The organism is Roseibium sp. HPY-6 (assembly GCF_040530035.1).
In the GTDB taxonomy this organism is placed as follows: Bacteria; Pseudomonadota; Alphaproteobacteria; order Rhizobiales; family Stappiaceae; genus Roseibium.
Map to the genome: position 1 here is coordinate 1,432,195 of NZ_JBEWCD010000001.1, position 14,867 is coordinate 1,447,061.

The 14,867-nt window shown below is 56.3% G+C and carries 16 protein-coding genes; 4 read left to right on the forward strand and 12 right to left on the reverse strand.

The window, feature by feature from the left end:
- Positions 1 to 10: 10 nt before the first annotated feature.
- Complete coding sequence (locus tag ABVF61_RS06815) at positions 11 to 910, reverse strand: AraC family transcriptional regulator (protein WP_353992765.1); 900 nt, start codon at positions 908 to 910, stop codon at positions 11 to 13.
- A gap of 143 nt (positions 911 to 1,053) precedes the next feature.
- Between ABVF61_RS06815 and ABVF61_RS06820 the strand changes: the two genes are divergently transcribed.
- The 4 genes from ABVF61_RS06820 (at position 1,054) to ABVF61_RS06835 (ending at position 3,553) form a co-directional block, all read left to right on the forward strand.
- On the forward strand, positions 1,054 to 1,953 hold the full coding sequence (locus ABVF61_RS06820; RefSeq protein ID WP_353992766.1) for an NAD-dependent epimerase/dehydratase family protein: 900 nt from the start codon (positions 1,054 to 1,056) through the stop codon (positions 1,951 to 1,953).
- Positions 1,954 to 2,096: 143 nt separating this feature from the next.
- On the forward strand, positions 2,097 to 2,555 hold the full coding sequence (locus tag ABVF61_RS06825; RefSeq protein WP_353992767.1) for a MaoC family dehydratase: 459 nt from the start codon (positions 2,097 to 2,099) through the stop codon (positions 2,553 to 2,555).
- Positions 2,552 to 3,028: a MaoC family dehydratase gene (locus tag ABVF61_RS06830; protein WP_353992768.1), complete on the forward strand. Its 477-nt coding sequence runs from the start codon at positions 2,552 to 2,554 to the stop codon at positions 3,026 to 3,028. The genes ABVF61_RS06825 and ABVF61_RS06830 overlap by 4 nt, the downstream gene beginning before the upstream one ends.
- A gap of 114 nt (positions 3,029 to 3,142) precedes the next feature.
- Entirely contained in the window at positions 3,143 to 3,553 is a 411-nt protein-coding gene (locus tag ABVF61_RS06835; protein ID WP_353992769.1) for a DUF6636 domain-containing protein, read from the forward strand.
- A 63-nt stretch (positions 3,554 to 3,616) separates the two neighbouring features.
- Here the strand turns inward: ABVF61_RS06835 and ABVF61_RS06840 are convergent, their stop codons facing one another.
- The 11 genes from ABVF61_RS06840 to ABVF61_RS06890 form a co-directional block, all read right to left on the reverse strand.
- On the reverse strand, positions 3,617 to 4,096 hold the full coding sequence (locus tag ABVF61_RS06840) for a GNAT family N-acetyltransferase (protein ID WP_353992770.1): 480 nt from the start codon (positions 4,094 to 4,096) through the stop codon (positions 3,617 to 3,619).
- A gap of 10 nt (positions 4,097 to 4,106) precedes the next feature.
- Positions 4,107 to 4,769, reverse strand: a complete 663-nt coding sequence (bluB, locus tag ABVF61_RS06845; RefSeq protein ID WP_353992771.1) for a 5,6-dimethylbenzimidazole synthase — start codon at positions 4,767 to 4,769, stop codon at positions 4,107 to 4,109.
- A 6-nt stretch (positions 4,770 to 4,775) separates the two neighbouring features.
- Positions 4,776 to 5,324, reverse strand: coding sequence for an adenine phosphoribosyltransferase (locus ABVF61_RS06850; RefSeq protein ID WP_353992772.1), 549 nt, complete (start codon positions 5,322 to 5,324; stop codon positions 4,776 to 4,778).
- A 124-nt stretch (positions 5,325 to 5,448) separates the two neighbouring features.
- Positions 5,449 to 6,330, reverse strand: a complete 882-nt coding sequence (locus ABVF61_RS06855) for an S-methyl-5'-thioadenosine phosphorylase (protein ID WP_353993680.1) — start codon at positions 6,328 to 6,330, stop codon at positions 5,449 to 5,451.
- Positions 6,331 to 6,630: 300 nt separating this feature from the next.
- Positions 6,631 to 7,470 (reverse strand): cytochrome c1, encoded by an 840-nt coding sequence (locus ABVF61_RS06860; protein WP_353992773.1) that lies wholly within the window; start codon positions 7,468 to 7,470, stop codon positions 6,631 to 6,633.
- 30 nt (positions 7,471 to 7,500) lie between these two features.
- Positions 7,501 to 8,766, reverse strand: a complete 1,266-nt coding sequence (locus tag ABVF61_RS06865) for a cytochrome b (protein WP_353992774.1) — start codon at positions 8,764 to 8,766, stop codon at positions 7,501 to 7,503.
- A 25-nt stretch (positions 8,767 to 8,791) separates the two neighbouring features.
- The gene (petA, locus tag ABVF61_RS06870; RefSeq protein ID WP_353992775.1) at positions 8,792 to 9,355 is read right to left on the reverse strand and encodes a ubiquinol-cytochrome c reductase iron-sulfur subunit; all 564 of its coding nucleotides are present in this window, start codon (positions 9,353 to 9,355) and stop codon (positions 8,792 to 8,794) included.
- Positions 9,356 to 9,658: 303 nt separating this feature from the next.
- Positions 9,659 to 11,497, reverse strand: a complete 1,839-nt coding sequence (locus ABVF61_RS06875; RefSeq protein ID WP_353992776.1) for an ABC transporter ATP-binding protein — start codon at positions 11,495 to 11,497, stop codon at positions 9,659 to 9,661.
- 2 nt (positions 11,498 to 11,499) lie between these two features.
- Positions 11,500 to 11,928 (reverse strand): hypothetical protein, encoded by a 429-nt coding sequence (locus ABVF61_RS06880; protein ID WP_353992777.1) that lies wholly within the window; start codon positions 11,926 to 11,928, stop codon positions 11,500 to 11,502.
- 383 nt (positions 11,929 to 12,311) lie between these two features.
- Positions 12,312 to 14,174: an EAL domain-containing protein gene (locus ABVF61_RS06885; protein WP_353992778.1), complete on the reverse strand. Its 1,863-nt coding sequence runs from the start codon at positions 14,172 to 14,174 to the stop codon at positions 12,312 to 12,314.
- 269 nt (positions 14,175 to 14,443) lie between these two features.
- Positions 14,444 to 14,851: a DUF2177 family protein gene (locus ABVF61_RS06890; RefSeq protein ID WP_353992779.1), complete on the reverse strand. Its 408-nt coding sequence runs from the start codon at positions 14,849 to 14,851 to the stop codon at positions 14,444 to 14,446.
- Between the last annotated feature and the right edge of the window lie 16 nt (positions 14,852 to 14,867).

Consider the following 14,867-nt stretch of genomic DNA (forward strand, 5'->3'; position numbering starts at 1 on the left):
GCCATGCCCGTCAGGCAGCCGGTTTCAGTGGCAGGCAAATGTCGGTCAGAAGATCCGCGGGCGCCGTATCCCTCGGATTGTTGAGGTAGACTTCCATGCAAGGCGCATCTGCCGGTTCCCGGCCCGACTGGGTCAGCCATTCGCCATAGAGCCACTCGTAGGCCCATTTCATATCGGCGTAGGGCCCCTTGTAGTGAAGGACAGCATAGTCGCCGCCATAGGTTTCAACCCCTTCAAAAGGGGCCTCGATGGGAAAGCCCTCCGAGACCGACACGCCCGCCGCCGAAAGTAGCTCGTCTTCCGGCACGTGCGTCGGATCGGAATAGTACAAACCTTTCATCATCCCGACCTGTCCCATCAGATTTCGGCTGGCAAGAACACCGATGGCCTTTTCAAAGGCCTTGCCGATTTCCATGTAAGGACCCTTGTGGGGAATGACGGCGAGCGTGTCGGGCGCAATAGCTTTGATTTCTACTTGATGCATGAGAAGTGATCCTCTGGTTCGGGGAATGGGAGCACCGCCATTGGCGGGCTCGAGTCGGCCTTCAACACCTCCCTCACGGTAGCTTGAGGGAGACTGGCCATAGACTTTCTTGAAACTGCGGCTGAACGCTTCCTGGCTGCTGTAACCGGCCCTCGCGGCGATTTCGGCAATCGGCATCCGGGAATAGGTAAGATCCGCGGACGCCCTGTGCAGCCTCAGTCGCTTGACGGTCGCAACGACCGATTCGCCATAGGCGGAATGCCACACGCGATGCCAGTGCCATGGAGACAGCGCGGCAACCTCCGCCAGAACGGTCAGATCAGGATCTTCGTCGAGATGCGCGTAGATATACTCGATAACGCGCGTGAAGCGCCGCAAATAGCCATCGTCTTTCGGCGAAATCGATTGTTTTTCGTGATGTGTCATTCGGAACCGCCCTTGCTTGATTGAGGTGAACCTAGCACCGGCCCATCTGACAAATCTTGCGGACTTGTGACCGGCAGGCACTTTGTCTTGCGAGCCGCCTCCCCTATGGTCGCACCGCACGCCAACCAACCGGGATCGGAAACATGAACAACACCAAACGAATTCTTTTCACCGGCGGTTCCGGCAAGGCGGGGCGGCACGTCGTGCCGTATCTACTGGGCAAAGGACACAGGGTGGTCAATGTTGACCTGACGCCCCTTGATCATCCGGGCGTCGACAATCTCACGGCAGACATCACCCAGTCAGGCGAGATGTTCAATGTCATGACCAGCTACGCCAATTTCGACGAGCTGGAACCGGGAACCGGTGTGCCAGCATTCGATGCCGTCGTGCATTTTGCAGCCGTTCCGCGCATCCTGATACACCCGGACAACAAGACCTTCGCGGTCAACACCGTTGGCACCTACAATGTGATCGAGGCAGCCGTGAAACTCGGCATCCGCAAGATCGTGATCGCCTCTTCCGAAACGACCTATGGCGTCTGTTTCGCCGATGGAACAGTCGATCCGGACGTCCTGCCGGTGGAGGAAGACTACGACGTTAATCCGATGGACAGTTACGGTCTCTCCAAGGTCGTCAACGAACAGACCGCGCGGTCCTTCCAGCGCCGCTCAGGAGCCGACATCTATGCGCTGCGCATCGGCAACGTCATTGAGCCGCATGAATATGATCGCTTTCCGGACTTCTTTGAAAACCCTGCGCAGCGGCGGCGGAACATTTTTTGCTATATCGACGCGCGGGATCTCGGACAGATCGTCGATTTGTGCCTTGAGAAGGACGGTCTCGGATTTCAGGTCTTCAATGCCGGAAACGACACAAATTCGGTCAACATGCCGAACGCGGAAATTCTGGCGCGCTTTTTCCCGGACGTTCCACTAAGCCGCGACCTGGAAACACACGAAGCCCTCTTTTCAAATCGCAAGATCCGGGAGGTGCTCGGCTTTCGTGAGGAGCACAACTGGCGAAACTATGTCGACGGCTAGATCGGGCCACAGGAGGGATCGAAGCGAACCGCGCGGCATCTGTCTTTCGGGCGCTGGCGGGTTCGTGTTACGAAGCATTGACTGCATCATTTCCCCAGAGCCCTCACGAGGCACTCCCAAGAACAACCGAGCAAACCGCTTTCATGACAACACCACGATATTTCGAAGACTTTGAGGCCGGGCAAGATCTTGACCTTGGCTCGATCGAAGTCACCAGGGACGACATTGTCGAATTTGCGACAGAGTTCGACCCGCAAGACTTTCACGTCAGCGAAGAGGGTGGAAAAGCGTCTATGCTCGGCGGGCTGGCAGCCTCAGGCTGGCATACGGCAAGTATCGTCATGCGCCTTCTGGCCACAAACCTCTTCAACAAGAGCTCAGGCCGTGGGTCGCCAGGCGTGAGCAGGCTGAAATGGAAACATCCCGTGTTTCCGGGAGACGTCCTGTCCGCCAGTGCCAAGATCCTGGCCACAAAGGAGCTGCGTTCCAAACCGCTCCTTGGAATGGTCTTTATCAAGATCACGGCAATCAATCAGAATGGCACAGAGGTTATTGAATGGGAAAACCCGGTCCTGTTTGAAAAGCAGGAGGCCAGCGAATGATTTCGTTTTTTGAGGACGTCACCATCGGCGAAACCCTGGAGCTCGGCAGTTACACCTTCAACAAGGACGAGATCATCCGCTTTGCCGAGAAGTACGATCCGCAGCCTTTTCACTTGAGCGAAGAAGAGGCTTCAAAAACCCATTTCGGGCGTCTTTGCGCGTCCGGTTGGCACACCGCTTCGATTTTCATGAAGCTGTTCGTTGCAAAGATGCGGGAGCTGCAGGAACAGGCTGGTAAATCAGACACGCCGATTGCAAAGATCGGTCCCTCCCCGGGGTTTCAGGATCTGAAGTGGATCAGGCCGGTTTATCCTGGGGATACGCTCCGCTACACCCGCATCGTTACAGGCAAGACCGAGAGCCGCAGCCGTCCCGAATGGGGCCTGATCCATTCGGACATGCTGGCACACAATCAGGATGGAACGCTGGTGTTTTCCTTCAAGGCAACGGTGTTTGTCGAGAGAAAGCCGTAATAGTTACAGAACGCCGTCGCACAGCTTCGAGACGCGCAGGCAGGGCTCTGCGGCGCTGAGCAGTGAGATGACTGTTCGGATCGAATTTTCAAGTTAAGGAATTGAATGGGCCTCATGTTCATACGTTACGCCATTTTCGCCATCATGCTCGGAGCATCGGCAGCGCACGCCGATGTGTGGACCTTTGAAACACCGTCTGAGAACATTCAATGCGTTGTCGGGGAAGGCCCAGACTCGTCTGACCTCACGTGTACGATTATTGAGCGCGGTGGCATCCCGCCGCTTCCCAAGCCGGCGACCTGCACGTCGGACTGGGGCCACACGTTTTTCATGACCGACAGAGGACCGGCCGAAATTCTGTGTCAGCAGACAAGCCGGGACAAAGGCGGCTTTGACCGGGCCGACTACGGCGTTACCGGAGAATTTGGCGGGTTCACCTGCTTCTCATCGAGAAAGGGCCTTCGGTGCGAGAACCTTGACGGTCACGGTTTCTTCCTGTCACGGCGACGGCAAGAGGTGTTCTGAGAAAACCGTCGTCGCTCGGTACGTGCCTTCAAACATTGTTGAGACTAAGTTTCCAGGCTCGGTCTAGAGGGCTCTGGCAAAGAGCACTTCATCGCGGATTTCGATACCGTAATCGCCGCGTAGCGGGATGCCCGGCTTCTGTTCGCGTTCCTTGTCAATAACGCCCTGCCCAATGCGCTCGAAGCGGAATCCGCGCCGCTGGTAGAACCGGAACGCATCCAGATTGTCATTGGACGTTCTGACCGTGAGTCGCGGTACGTTTTGCGAGCGCGCCTCCGTCACGACAGCATCCAGCAACTGGCTGCCCACGCCGCCCCAGCGATTGATCGAATCCAGTGTCAGGATTTCCCACTCTCCGTCACGCTTGATCAGCGTCACGAGGCCGACCAGATCGTCTCCGTCAAAGGCAACATAGCCCGGTAGCCGGGGCGCATCGAACACTTCATTGTCGAGCATGATCTCCGGCGCGGTCCAGCGATCCGTCAAGAGCTGACGCACAGCGTCATAGTCTCTTTCTTCCGTAGGTCGAATGATCACAGGCATTTAGGGGCTCCTAGCGGGTAAATATCCGGTTTTTTAGAGGACTGCGCGCCTGCCAGCGCGCGCGTTCCAGTTCCGGGTCGACATGTTCTTCTTCCGGATAGCCAACACATAGATAAGCCACGAGCTGCCAGTTGGCGTCAACCTGAAGGATTTTCGAGATGCTCTCAGGTTCAAGAATTGATACCCAACCGACGCCTATGCCCTCGCTCCGGGCGGCCAGCCAGAACGTGTGGATCATGCCGACAGCAGAGTAGGCAAGCGTTTCGGGCATCGTTGCCCGCCCAAGCCCCGCCCCCTGCACCGGATCGGTGTCACAGTAAACGGCAATGTGGATCGGCGCTTCGCGAAGCCCGGCAAGCTTCAACTGTTTGTATTGAAGTGCTTTTTCCTGTTCGTACTTGTGGGATGCAATCTCATTCTGCGTCTCAAAACACGCAATAACGTCATTCCGTTTATCATCGCTGCCGACAATCACAATGCGCCAAGGCTGACTGTTGCCGACAGAAGGTGCAAGATCCGCCAATCGGAGCAGATCGTCGAGCTTGCCCTCCGGCAGCGGATCTCGCCGAAAACGGCGCACATCCCTGCGCCATCTCAAAAGGGTTTCGAAATCACGACGAAAGTCATCTGTGAACTGTGGCCGGTCAACCGGACAATCGGCTTCATCTGCCATCGGCTGTCAGTGCCCGGGGAATTCCACCAGCGTGCGGACGGGAACATTCAGCTCCTCCAGTTTCTTGCGTCCGCCCAGATCCGGCAGATCCACAATGAAACAGGCTGCCTCGATATTCGCACCCATTGACTTCAGAAGCTTGCAAGCCGCTTCCGCCGTGCCGCCTGTCGCGATGAGATCGTCGACAAGGATGACGCGATCACCCGGCTGGATCGCATCCTTGTGCATTTCCATCTCATCCAGGCCGTATTCGAGCGAGTAGGCAATCCGCACGGTCTCGTGTGGCAGCTTTCCCTTTTTGCGGATCGGAACGAAGCCGGCAGAAACCTGATGTGCTACAGCGCCACCCAGAATGAAACCGCGTGCTTCGATACCTGCGATCTGATCAACCTTGGACCCGGCCCAGGGCTGAACGAGCGCATCAACGGCACGCCGGAAGGCGCGAGCGTTTCCAAGAAGCGTCGTGATATCGCGAAACAGAATGCCCTCTTTCGGATAGTCCTTGATCGTGCGGATCGCGTGGATCAATTCATCCTGGATTGTCTGTTCGGTCATCGAGCTCTCTTTCTTCGGCTGATCGTTCCGGCACCTGCCCCGACCGTCGCTTATATCAAGTTTGCGCCTGTGATCGAAGCGAATTCGCCTGTGTTCAATGAATGTTGTGGCGATCCCGGAGGCTCTAACCGGCCTTGTTGAGGACACGTCCGGCAACAGCATCCAGCTTTGCCACGAGCTCCGGATCACGTTTTTCAGGTGCAGTCATGAAAGCGAATTCCAGCGCCGTATCTGACCCGGCTGGGCATGACTGGTGCTCTCTTGGCAAGTCACGCGCGACACGCGCCACCAGGCGCTGAGCGTTCTCCGCATTGTCATGCAGGACCTTGATGATGGCCTGAATGTCGACCTCACCGTGATCGGGGTGCCAGCTGTCGTAGTCGGTCACCATGGCAACGGTTGCGTAGCAGATCTCCGCTTCGCGGGCGAGCTTCGCTTCAGGCATGTTCGTCATACCGATCACGTCACAGCCCCAGGACCGGTAGAGGTGGCTCTCTGCCAGCGATGAGAACTGAGGACCTTCCATCGCCAGGTACGTCCCGCCACGGGCATAGGCAAGTCCTTCCGCTTCTGCGGCAGCTGCAACGGCATCGATCAGTTTGGGGCTCACCGGTGTCGCCATGGAAACATGCGCGACGCAGCCGGTCCCAAAGAAGCTCTTTTCGCGCGCGATTGTCCGGTCAATGAACTGATCGACGAGAACGAAGGTTCCGGGCGCATGTTCTTCCTTTAGCGAACCGCAAGCGGAAACGGAAAGGAGATCGGTGACGCCGCAGCGCTTCATCACGTCAATATTCGCACGATAGTTGATCGTTGTCGGCGAATAGACGTGTCCTCTGCCGTGTCGTGGCAAAAACACAATCTTCAGGCCGTCAATCTCGCCGATACGGACCTGGTCGGATGGCGTCCCCCAAGGGCTTTCGACGCTAATCCATTCGGAGTTTTCAAGTCCGGGAAGGTCGTAGATGCCGGACCCGCCGATTATCCCAAGCACCGCATCAGCCATTTCCAAGTCTCCAGTCATGCAACAGTCCGACCTGCTGATTAACAAGCGGCATGCATGTTGAACAGGTCAAAAAGAAAAAAAGCGGGCCCACTCAACATCAGCGCAGAAACAAACACAAGCCATCCTGAGGCGGGCCATAAGGTCCGTCGCGAAGGATGGACAAGCCGGCCAGACTTTGCCGCCCCTCTTTCAAGGAACCGCTGCGCTCGGCACCTCAAGACGAGGTGCATGTTCAGATTGCAAGCCAACAAAAAGGCGGGCACAAGGCCCGCCTTTCGAGATCTGTCCTAATTGGACCAATCAGTGTTCGACGTTGCGCCACAGCTGCTTCTTGGTGAAGTAGAGCAATCCTGCGAACACGATCAGGAAGATCATCACGCGGAAGCCGATCTTCTTGCGGTCTTCAAGATGAGGTTCTGCGGCCCACATCATGAATGCCGAGACGTCTTTTGCGTATTGCTCGACCGTCATCGGGGTCCCGTCGGTGTATTCAACAGCCTCATCAAACAGCGGCGGCGCCATCGAAATGAACTCACCGGCCAAGAACGAGTGATTGTAGTACTGGCCATCCGGCACCGTCACGCCCTCGGGCGGATCCACATAACCCGTCAAAAGCGAGTAGATGTAGTCGGGACCGTTCTCCTGATACTGCGTAAAGATGTCGAACACGAAGGCCGGGAAGCCACGCTGTGCCGCACGCGCTTTCGCAAGAAGCGAGAAGTCCGGCGGATAGGCGCCGTTGTTGGCCGCACGGGCGGCCTGCTCGTTCGGGAAGGGAGACGGGAAACGGTCTGCCAGGATCGCCGGGCGTTCGAACATGTCGCCAAAGTCGTCCGGCCCGTCGATTACTGTGTATTCAGCCGCGACGGCCTTTGCCTGATCTTCCGTGAAGCTTGGGCCACCGTTTTCAGCAAGGTTCCGGAATGCGACCAGTCGCAAACCGTGGCAAGCAGAACAGTTTTCACGATAGACCTTGAAACCGCGCTGCAGCTGCGCCCGGTCATAGAAACCAAACGGGCCGGCAAAGGACCAGTTCTGATAATCGATTTCCACCTTGGCACCAGCGGCGAGCGCCGGCGTTGCGATGGCGAGAGACGCCACCGCCACAAGGGAACGAACCATTTTGATCATGGTGCTCATTGTTTCAAATAACTCCTGATCCGGTTCGCATTATTTCGTTTCCGGCGCAGCAGCCGCGCCGGCAGGTTGACCTGACCCGCCCTTAAGCACGGCTTCCGAGATCGACGCCGGCAGCGGCTTCGGTTTTTCCAGGAAACCGAGCATGGGCAGAATGATCAGGAAGTGCGCAAAGTAGTAGGCGGTGAAGATCCGGGACAGCGTCACGTAGATGCCCTCGGCGGGCATGGCGCCCAGGTATCCGAGCGCAACGCAAACAGCTGCAAAAATCCAGAAGAACTGCTTGAACAGCGGACGGTAAGCGCCGGAGCGGACCTTCGATGTGTCGAGCCAGGGCAGAATGAACAGAACCGCGATGGCACCGAACATCAGGACAACACCGCCGAGCTTGTCCGGAACCGCGCGCAAGATCGCGTAGAACGGCAGGAAGTACCATTCAGGAACTATGTGTGCCGGCGTGACCAGCGGGTTCGCTTCGATGTAGTTGTCCGCATGCCCGAGGTAGTTGGGCAGATAGAAAGCGAACCACGAGAAGAAGATCATGAACACGACGATCGCGAACAGATCCTTCACCGTGTAGTACGGATGGAACGGCAGCGTGTCCTGTTTGGTCTTCGGCTGAACGCCTGTCGGATTGTTGTTGCCTGTCGTGTGGAAGGCCCAGACGTGCAGGATGACAACACCGAAGATCATGAACGGCAGCAGGTAGTGAAGCGAAAAGAAGCGGTTGAGTGTCGGATTGTCGACCGCAAAGCCGCCCCAGAGCCATGTCACGATGCTTTCGCCGACGAGCGGGATAGCCGAGAACAGGTTGGTGATAACCGTTGCGCCCCAGAACGACATCTGGCCCCATGGCAGGACATAGCCCATGAACGCCGTTCCCATCATGATCAGGAAGATGATCACGCCGAGGATCCAGGAGATCTCACGGGGTGCCTTGTAGGACCCGTAGTACAATCCGCGGAAGATGTGGATATAGACGGCAATGAAGAACATCGAGGCGCCGTTGGAGTGCAGGTAACGCAGCATCCAGCCGAAGTTCACATCGCGCATGATGTGCTCAACGCTGTTGAAAGCCGCATCAGTGCTGGGCGTGTAGTGCATCACCAGCACGATGCCGGTCAGGATCTGCGCGATCAGCACGAAAAACAGGATCCCGCCGAACGTCCACCAGTAGTTGAGGTTTTTCGGGGTCGGGAAGTCGACGAAGGAACCGCGCATGAGCGAAATGACCGGCAGGCGGCTTTCCAGCCACTTGGCCGCAGCGCTCTGCGGTACGTAGTTTGAATGTCCAGCCATGGCTGTCTCCTAAAAATTTTTGCCGTTAGCCGATCTTGATCGTCGAGTCGGTGACGAACTCGAGCGGCGGAATCAGCAAATTCTCGGGAGCCGGGCCTTTGCGAATGCGGCCGGCCGTGTCGTAGTGCGAACCGTGGCATGGGCAGAACCAGCCGCCGAATTCACCAGCATCTCCAATTGGAACGCAACCGAGATGCGTGCAGATGCCGATTTGAACAAGCCAGTTTTCCTTGTCCTTGACACCCCGGTTCGGATCGGTTGCTTCCGCATCAGCTGGCAGGTTCGCGTTGCGCGCCAGTTTGTCCGGGAGATCGGAAAGCGGCACATCTGTGGCCTCGGTGACTTCCGTTTCGGTGCGGTTGCGGATGAAGACCGGCTTCCCGCGCCATTTGACTGTGATTGACTGCCCTTCTTCGACGGCAGACACATCAACCTCAATGGAAGCCAGCGCAAGTGCGGAGGCATCCGGGTTCATCTGATCAATGAACGGCCATGCCAAAGCGCCGGCGCCCACAACGCCCATTGCACCGGTCGCGATGTAGAGAAAGTCACGGCGGTTCGGTTCTTCCGCATCCGTGTTGTGTGCCAAGGTCGCGTCCCCTCAAAAGTTCTACCTGTACCGAAAGCCCGCATCATGTCCGGGCCGTCCTTTGCCATAAAGGATAGCCGGAACCATGCCGGGCTCAACGGTGGCCGGGTGCGGCAGTTTTCCGCATCGGCCAATCGGCTTGTCTTTTTGCACCCTTCGAAACGCTTGTCCAGATCAACAAACGCCACAAAACGCATATGTCGCAGGCAAAAAAAACACCCCGTCGCTTTTCTGCCCTTTTTTGGGGAAAGAGCGCAAGAGCGGATTTCAACGGAATCCCGCTCCTGCTGATTGTAAGGACGGTTACGCCGCCTGCACCGGCGCCAGGAAGCCGCCGGACTGGTGCTGCCAAAGCTGCGCATAAAGGCCGTTTTTTTCCAGAAGCTCCTGGTGTGAGCCCTGCTCAATGATTCGCCCCTGATCCATGACGATAAGCCTGTCCATTGCCGCGATGGTCGACAGACGGTGCGCAATCGCAATCACGGTCTTGCCCTTCATCAATTCGAACAGACTCTCCTGGATCGCAAGCTCCACTTCTGAATCAAGCGCAGATGTCGCTTCATCAAGAACCAGGATCGGAGCATCCTTCAACAAGACACGCGCAATGGCAACGCGCTGGCGCTGGCCACCGGAGAGCTTGACGCCCCGTTCACCGACATGAGCGTCGAGGCCGTTGCGTCCATTGAGATCGGTCAGTCCGGCAACAAACTCGATGGCGTGCGCTTTTTCCAATGCCGTCTCGACATCGGCGCGCATGACATCCGGTTTGCCGTAAGCAACGTTCTCAAAGATCGAACGGTGCAGCAACGAGGTGTCCTGAGTGACGACGCCGACATTTGCCCGGATGTCGTCCTGCCGAACACCGGCAATATCCTGGCCATCAATCAGAATGCGACCGCGCTCCAGATCGTAAAAGCGCAGCAGCAGATTGACGAGTGTCGACTTGCCAGCTCCGGATCTGCCGATCAGTCCGATCTTCTCACCCGGTGCAATCGTGAGGTTCAGCTCCTCGATGACACCTGTTTTCTTGCCGTAGTGAAAACCAATCCCATCGAACCTGATTTCACCATTCGGCACGGACAGCGCCTTTGCATCGGGAGTATCGACGACATCCCGTTCTCTGGAAATCGTGTTGATGCCGTCCTGGACAGTACCGATGTTCTCGAAAAGGCCAGACACTTCCCACAAGATCCATTGCGACATGCCCTGAAAGCGCAGGACAAGAGCGACGGCAACCGCGATCTCCCCCGTCGTGACGCGGCCGGCCTGCCAGAGCCCCATCGACATTGCCGAAACGGCGAAAAGCAGAACCATGTTGAGCGTCGTCAGGGTGATGTTCATCCCCGTTACCAGCCGCATCTGCAAAAACACGGTCTTCAGGAACGACATCATGGACGACTTGGCATACTCCTCCTCGCGCTCGGCGTGAGAGAAGAGCTTCACTGTCGAGATGTTCGTATAAGCGTCCACGACGTGTCCCGTCATAACGGAGCGCGCATCTGCCTGGTCTCTTGATACGTTCTTTAGGCGCGGAATGAAGACGCGCATCGTTATGAGATAGCAGACGAGCCATCCGATAAACGGGATCGCAAAATAGGGACTTGCCTCGGCCACGACAAACAGCGCCGCAAAGAAATAGACGACCACATAGACAAGGATGTCGGCAATCCGCGTGACGACTTCCCTGACTGCCAGTGCCGTCTGCATCAGCTTGTTTGCGATCCGGCCGGCAAAATCGTTCTGATAGAACGAAATGCTTTGCCGCAGCAGGTAGCGGTGAACCCGCCAGCGCACCGACATGGGATAAGTACCCATGAGCCCCTGGTGAAAAAGCATCTCCCAGATCGCTGCAAAACCCGGCAACAGGACAAGCACGACCACTGCCATCCAGACCAGCTGGCCCCAGTTGTCCTGGAAGAATGTTTCAGTGTTTTCCGTGCTGAGCCAGGTGACCAGCTCGCCCAGAAACGTGAAAATCAAGACTTCCAGAACCGCTATGATCGCGCCGAGGATCGAAACGACAAGAAGGATCGGCCAGACAGGCTTTGTATAGTACCAGCAAAAAGCCCAGAATCCCTTTGGCGGGACGTCCAGCTCCGTTTTCTCAAACGGATCAATGAGCTGTTCGAAACGGTCAAACATGACTACCTCTCAGAGCGGCTCAAACGTAGCACGGTAAGATGCATCAGGGCATCTTCGTTGCCGAGCGATTGCGAGCGCGGTCGAATGGTTGCACCGGCGGACATGAACAAAAGGCCGGTCATAAAGCTTGTGAACGCAAGGGCAATGATTGCAGTGCCCCAGAACAGTGCGCCGAGTTCGTCAACGAAAACAGTCACTGGCATATATTCTCCAGCAACCTCAAGAGCTTCGACGCGGCTCAGGTTGAAGGCCAGCACCGGCACGAACAATAGAACTGCCACCGCGAACGTGGCTCCGAAGAACATGGCGATCGCTGTCAAATAGCGGGCAAGTCTGCGCCCGCCTCCGGGGCTCGTCTGGCGGGCCGAAGGCATTTCGATATCCGGACGGTCTGCACGCACAGACGGGTCCTGCACAAAAAACGAATTCATCGGAACAGCTCCGAAAGGGGATCAGGATCGATGGCGACGGCGGACACGCTTTGAATGGCGTGCAGCACACACAGCGGCTTGAGCCGTTCACCGCAAAATTATTGAGAAAGAGAAGGTGCGACGGCGCCTAACGCTGCCGTGGGGCGACCTTGCTGCAACCGGCATGGGCGAAGCACGGGTGGATCATGCAAAGATCTATCATGTATGCCCTCCTGGTTGCGCGACCCGATTGCCGCAGGGAAAAACGTCAACACTCTTGAGTTGACAAGCCGATGTCCTAACCGTTTTCGGTGAAAATGGGAAGGGGCAACACGAACACAGACGCTACGAAGCTGACATCTGTTGCCAATCGGACACATCGAACCGGCGGATCTGCAACAGATTCAGTCCAATTCGTTCCCGTCCGTAAAGTCTTGCAAGTGAATTTCGGCTTCTCTGGCAGACATGGGCGCGGCAATCAGATCGCCTTGAATGAATCGGCACCCGAATTCCTGCAAGATCTCGCGCTGAGCTTTGGTGACCACGCCTACTGCCATCACCTGGCACCCGAACTTGTGGGCAAGTTCGATGACCGCCTGGGTCAGGTGCCGCTTTTTCGCGTCCGTTTCCAAATCGCTTACCAGCCAGGGACTGATTTTCATGACATGCGCACTGACCTGAATGAGTTGTGCAACACCGCCATGAACACTACCGACATTGTCGAGTGCAATCCTGCAGCCGAGTTTTGAAATTCTGTCGATCGCGTTTTGAAGGCAGTCGGGTTCGTCGAAGTGAATCGCTTGCGGCTTGAATTGAACGATCAGGTCTTCCAATGGAAAGTCCGCATCTTCGCACAACTGCCGCAGTTTTTCTTCGAAACCCGGTGTGCTGATGCTTGCGCCCGTCAGATCAACTGTCAGCGTATAGAACCCGCCCGTTGCTTCGCGCAGCCGTCTGATCTCGGCAAGGCCCTGTCGCAAGCCAAACCGTTCGATGCGTGCCATGCGCACTACGTCTTCCTGCTCGGAGAGCATGTTCGCCGGGTCGACAAGCCCTTCGGACGGGTGCAGCCAATGTGTGGACACCTCGTAGCCCATCACCTTACTGTCCTGAAGATCGAACTGCGGTTGCATCAACAGTGTCAGGTTGCCGCTTTCAAGATCCTGGTCCAGTTGCGCCATGCTCATGCGCCTGTGCCGGTGGGCAGCCCCAAGCGCGTCGGTGTACCAGGACAAACGCCCTCGTCCAGATTTCTTTGCCGCATATAGCGCAATGTCGGCCTGGTTGATGAGTTCAGCCAGGCTGGTCTTGTCTGTATCGGCAAGAACAAGTCCAACGCTCCCGGCGACCTTCAACCTTTCCCGCTCGATGGTGATCGGTCTGGTCAAATCATCGAGCATCTGTTGCGCGAACTGCTCCATCTGATCCGGGCCGGCCGGATCGGAAATTGCCGCCAGAAACTCGTCACCACCAACCCTTGCGACGACACCATTGTCTGCAACAACCGTCCTGAGCACGCCGGCCACATGTCGCAGCACCGTGTCACCCGCGCTATGACCATGGCTGTCATTGATATCCTTGAAATGATCCAGATCGAAATGAATGACGCCGACCCTGCGTGCGTCGCCTCTTTGCGACGATAGCCGCTCCTGCAGGAAAGATGTGATTTTCGCGCGGGTCGCAAGACCGGTCAGTTCGTCGTGCTCGGCCTGATACTTTAATCGCTTGCGCGTTTCCTCAAGTTCAGCAAAACGCTCCACCTCACGTGTTACGTCCTGGCACAGGATGATCATGCGGGTCTTGTCGTCGGTATCGCCTTCAACCTGTGCGAAAGTGAGTTGATTCCAGAACAGTTCACCGTTCTTGCGCTGGTTCTGGATCAACTCCTTGAAGCCGGAAGAAAACTTTCCCAGATCGAACTTGAAATTATTCAGGTCTTCAGCTGTCAGTTGATTGTTCGGAGGGAGGACGAATTCCTGTGGGCGGCGCCCCCGAATTTCTTCTGCGCTAAACCCGGTGATACGCGTATAGGCAGGATTCGACCACTCGATCCGGCCGTAAATGTCCTGCATCACCAAGCCTTCATGAGCATGTTCGACCACGGTTTTCAGAACAGCAGCATCGTTTCCGAAATTCGAAGCTGCATCATATGCGGTTCGTTTACCTGTAAAGCGCCCAACAAGAAACACCGCGAACAGGAGCAGCGCTCCCATCCCGACAAACAAAATCAGGTTCAATGCGGTCAGGTCGGCCGTGTAGTCATCCATTTGTTTTTTTCGTCGATTGGTCTAAGCACCAAAGACTAAGCTGCCAAAATACATTGAAAAAAACACTAAACAGCTGGCCTTCATGATTTTATTGAGAAATATGACAATAAAATTCTTCCTAAAATATCAGGAAGCTACGCAACTTTGACAGTATGCGCTTCGGGAATACAGGCGATGCCATGAATTTAAGACGTTTGGCGCTTCGCCAGTAACGAAGCGCCCAATTGGCCGACTGGCTCAAAAGAGGCTGACAAGAACGCCCCCTGGTGCTAGTGCGCCGTCACAAGCCGGGTAAGCACATAGCCCATTCCGGCTGAAAATGCGGACAGGACTGTTCCCCAGGCGACGTCAACGATCGTGACGATGACGGGCCAGTTTCTGAGCGTTGCATAGTTAGTGACATCGTAAGTCGCGTACGTGAAGAAACCGAACATGGCTCCGTAAACGATCGCCGTGGCCATGCTTTCCGATTTCAGCGCCGGTGCAACCGCGAACACCACAATTCCGACCACATAGATTATGTAGAAGGCGCCTGCTGCCGCCATATTCGGCTTGTCCATCAGCAAGTGACCGATGCGGTCGAAATAGAACCGCGTCGCCACTTGTGACAACCAGACATAGTCGACAGCGAGAAAAACGAGCGCTGTCGCAAAATAGGCAGTGGTGTACTGAACCATGGGATCCTCAGCGGTT

What these genes read in the sequence shown, in the direction of transcription:
- ABVF61_RS06815 (WP_353992765.1), bottom strand. Translation starts at nt 910, where the DNA reads ATGACACATCACGAAAAACAATCGATTTCGCCGAAAGACGATGGCTAT.
- ABVF61_RS06820 (WP_353992766.1), top strand. Translation starts at nt 1,054, where the DNA reads ATGAACAACACCAAACGAATTCTTTTCACCGGCGGTTCCGGCAAGGCG.
- ABVF61_RS06825 (WP_353992767.1), top strand. Translation starts at nt 2,097, where the DNA reads ATGACAACACCACGATATTTCGAAGACTTTGAGGCCGGGCAAGATCTT.
- ABVF61_RS06830 (WP_353992768.1), top strand. Translation starts at nt 2,552, where the DNA reads ATGATTTCGTTTTTTGAGGACGTCACCATCGGCGAAACCCTGGAGCTC.
- ABVF61_RS06835 (WP_353992769.1), top strand. Translation starts at nt 3,143, where the DNA reads ATGTTCATACGTTACGCCATTTTCGCCATCATGCTCGGAGCATCGGCA.
- ABVF61_RS06840 (WP_353992770.1), bottom strand. Translation starts at nt 4,096, where the DNA reads ATGCCTGTGATCATTCGACCTACGGAAGAAAGAGACTATGACGCTGTG.
- bluB (WP_353992771.1), bottom strand. Translation starts at nt 4,769, where the DNA reads ATGGCAGATGAAGCCGATTGTCCGGTTGACCGGCCACAGTTCACAGAT.
- ABVF61_RS06850 (WP_353992772.1), bottom strand. Translation starts at nt 5,324, where the DNA reads ATGACCGAACAGACAATCCAGGATGAATTGATCCACGCGATCCGCACG.
- ABVF61_RS06855 (WP_353993680.1), bottom strand. Translation starts at nt 6,330, where the DNA reads ATGGCTGATGCGGTGCTTGGGATAATCGGCGGGTCCGGCATCTACGAC.
- ABVF61_RS06860 (WP_353992773.1), bottom strand. Translation starts at nt 7,470, where the DNA reads ATGAGCACCATGATCAAAATGGTTCGTTCCCTTGTGGCGGTGGCGTCT.
- ABVF61_RS06865 (WP_353992774.1), bottom strand. Translation starts at nt 8,766, where the DNA reads ATGGCTGGACATTCAAACTACGTACCGCAGAGCGCTGCGGCCAAGTGG.
- ABVF61_RS06875 (WP_353992776.1), bottom strand. Translation starts at nt 11,497, where the DNA reads ATGTTTGACCGTTTCGAACAGCTCATTGATCCGTTTGAGAAAACGGAG.
- ABVF61_RS06880 (WP_353992777.1), bottom strand. Translation starts at nt 11,928, where the DNA reads ATGAATTCGTTTTTTGTGCAGGACCCGTCTGTGCGTGCAGACCGTCCG.
- ABVF61_RS06885 (WP_353992778.1), bottom strand. Translation starts at nt 14,174, where the DNA reads ATGGATGACTACACGGCCGACCTGACCGCATTGAACCTGATTTTGTTT.
- ABVF61_RS06890 (WP_353992779.1), bottom strand. Translation starts at nt 14,851, where the DNA reads ATGGTTCAGTACACCACTGCCTATTTTGCGACAGCGCTCGTTTTTCTC.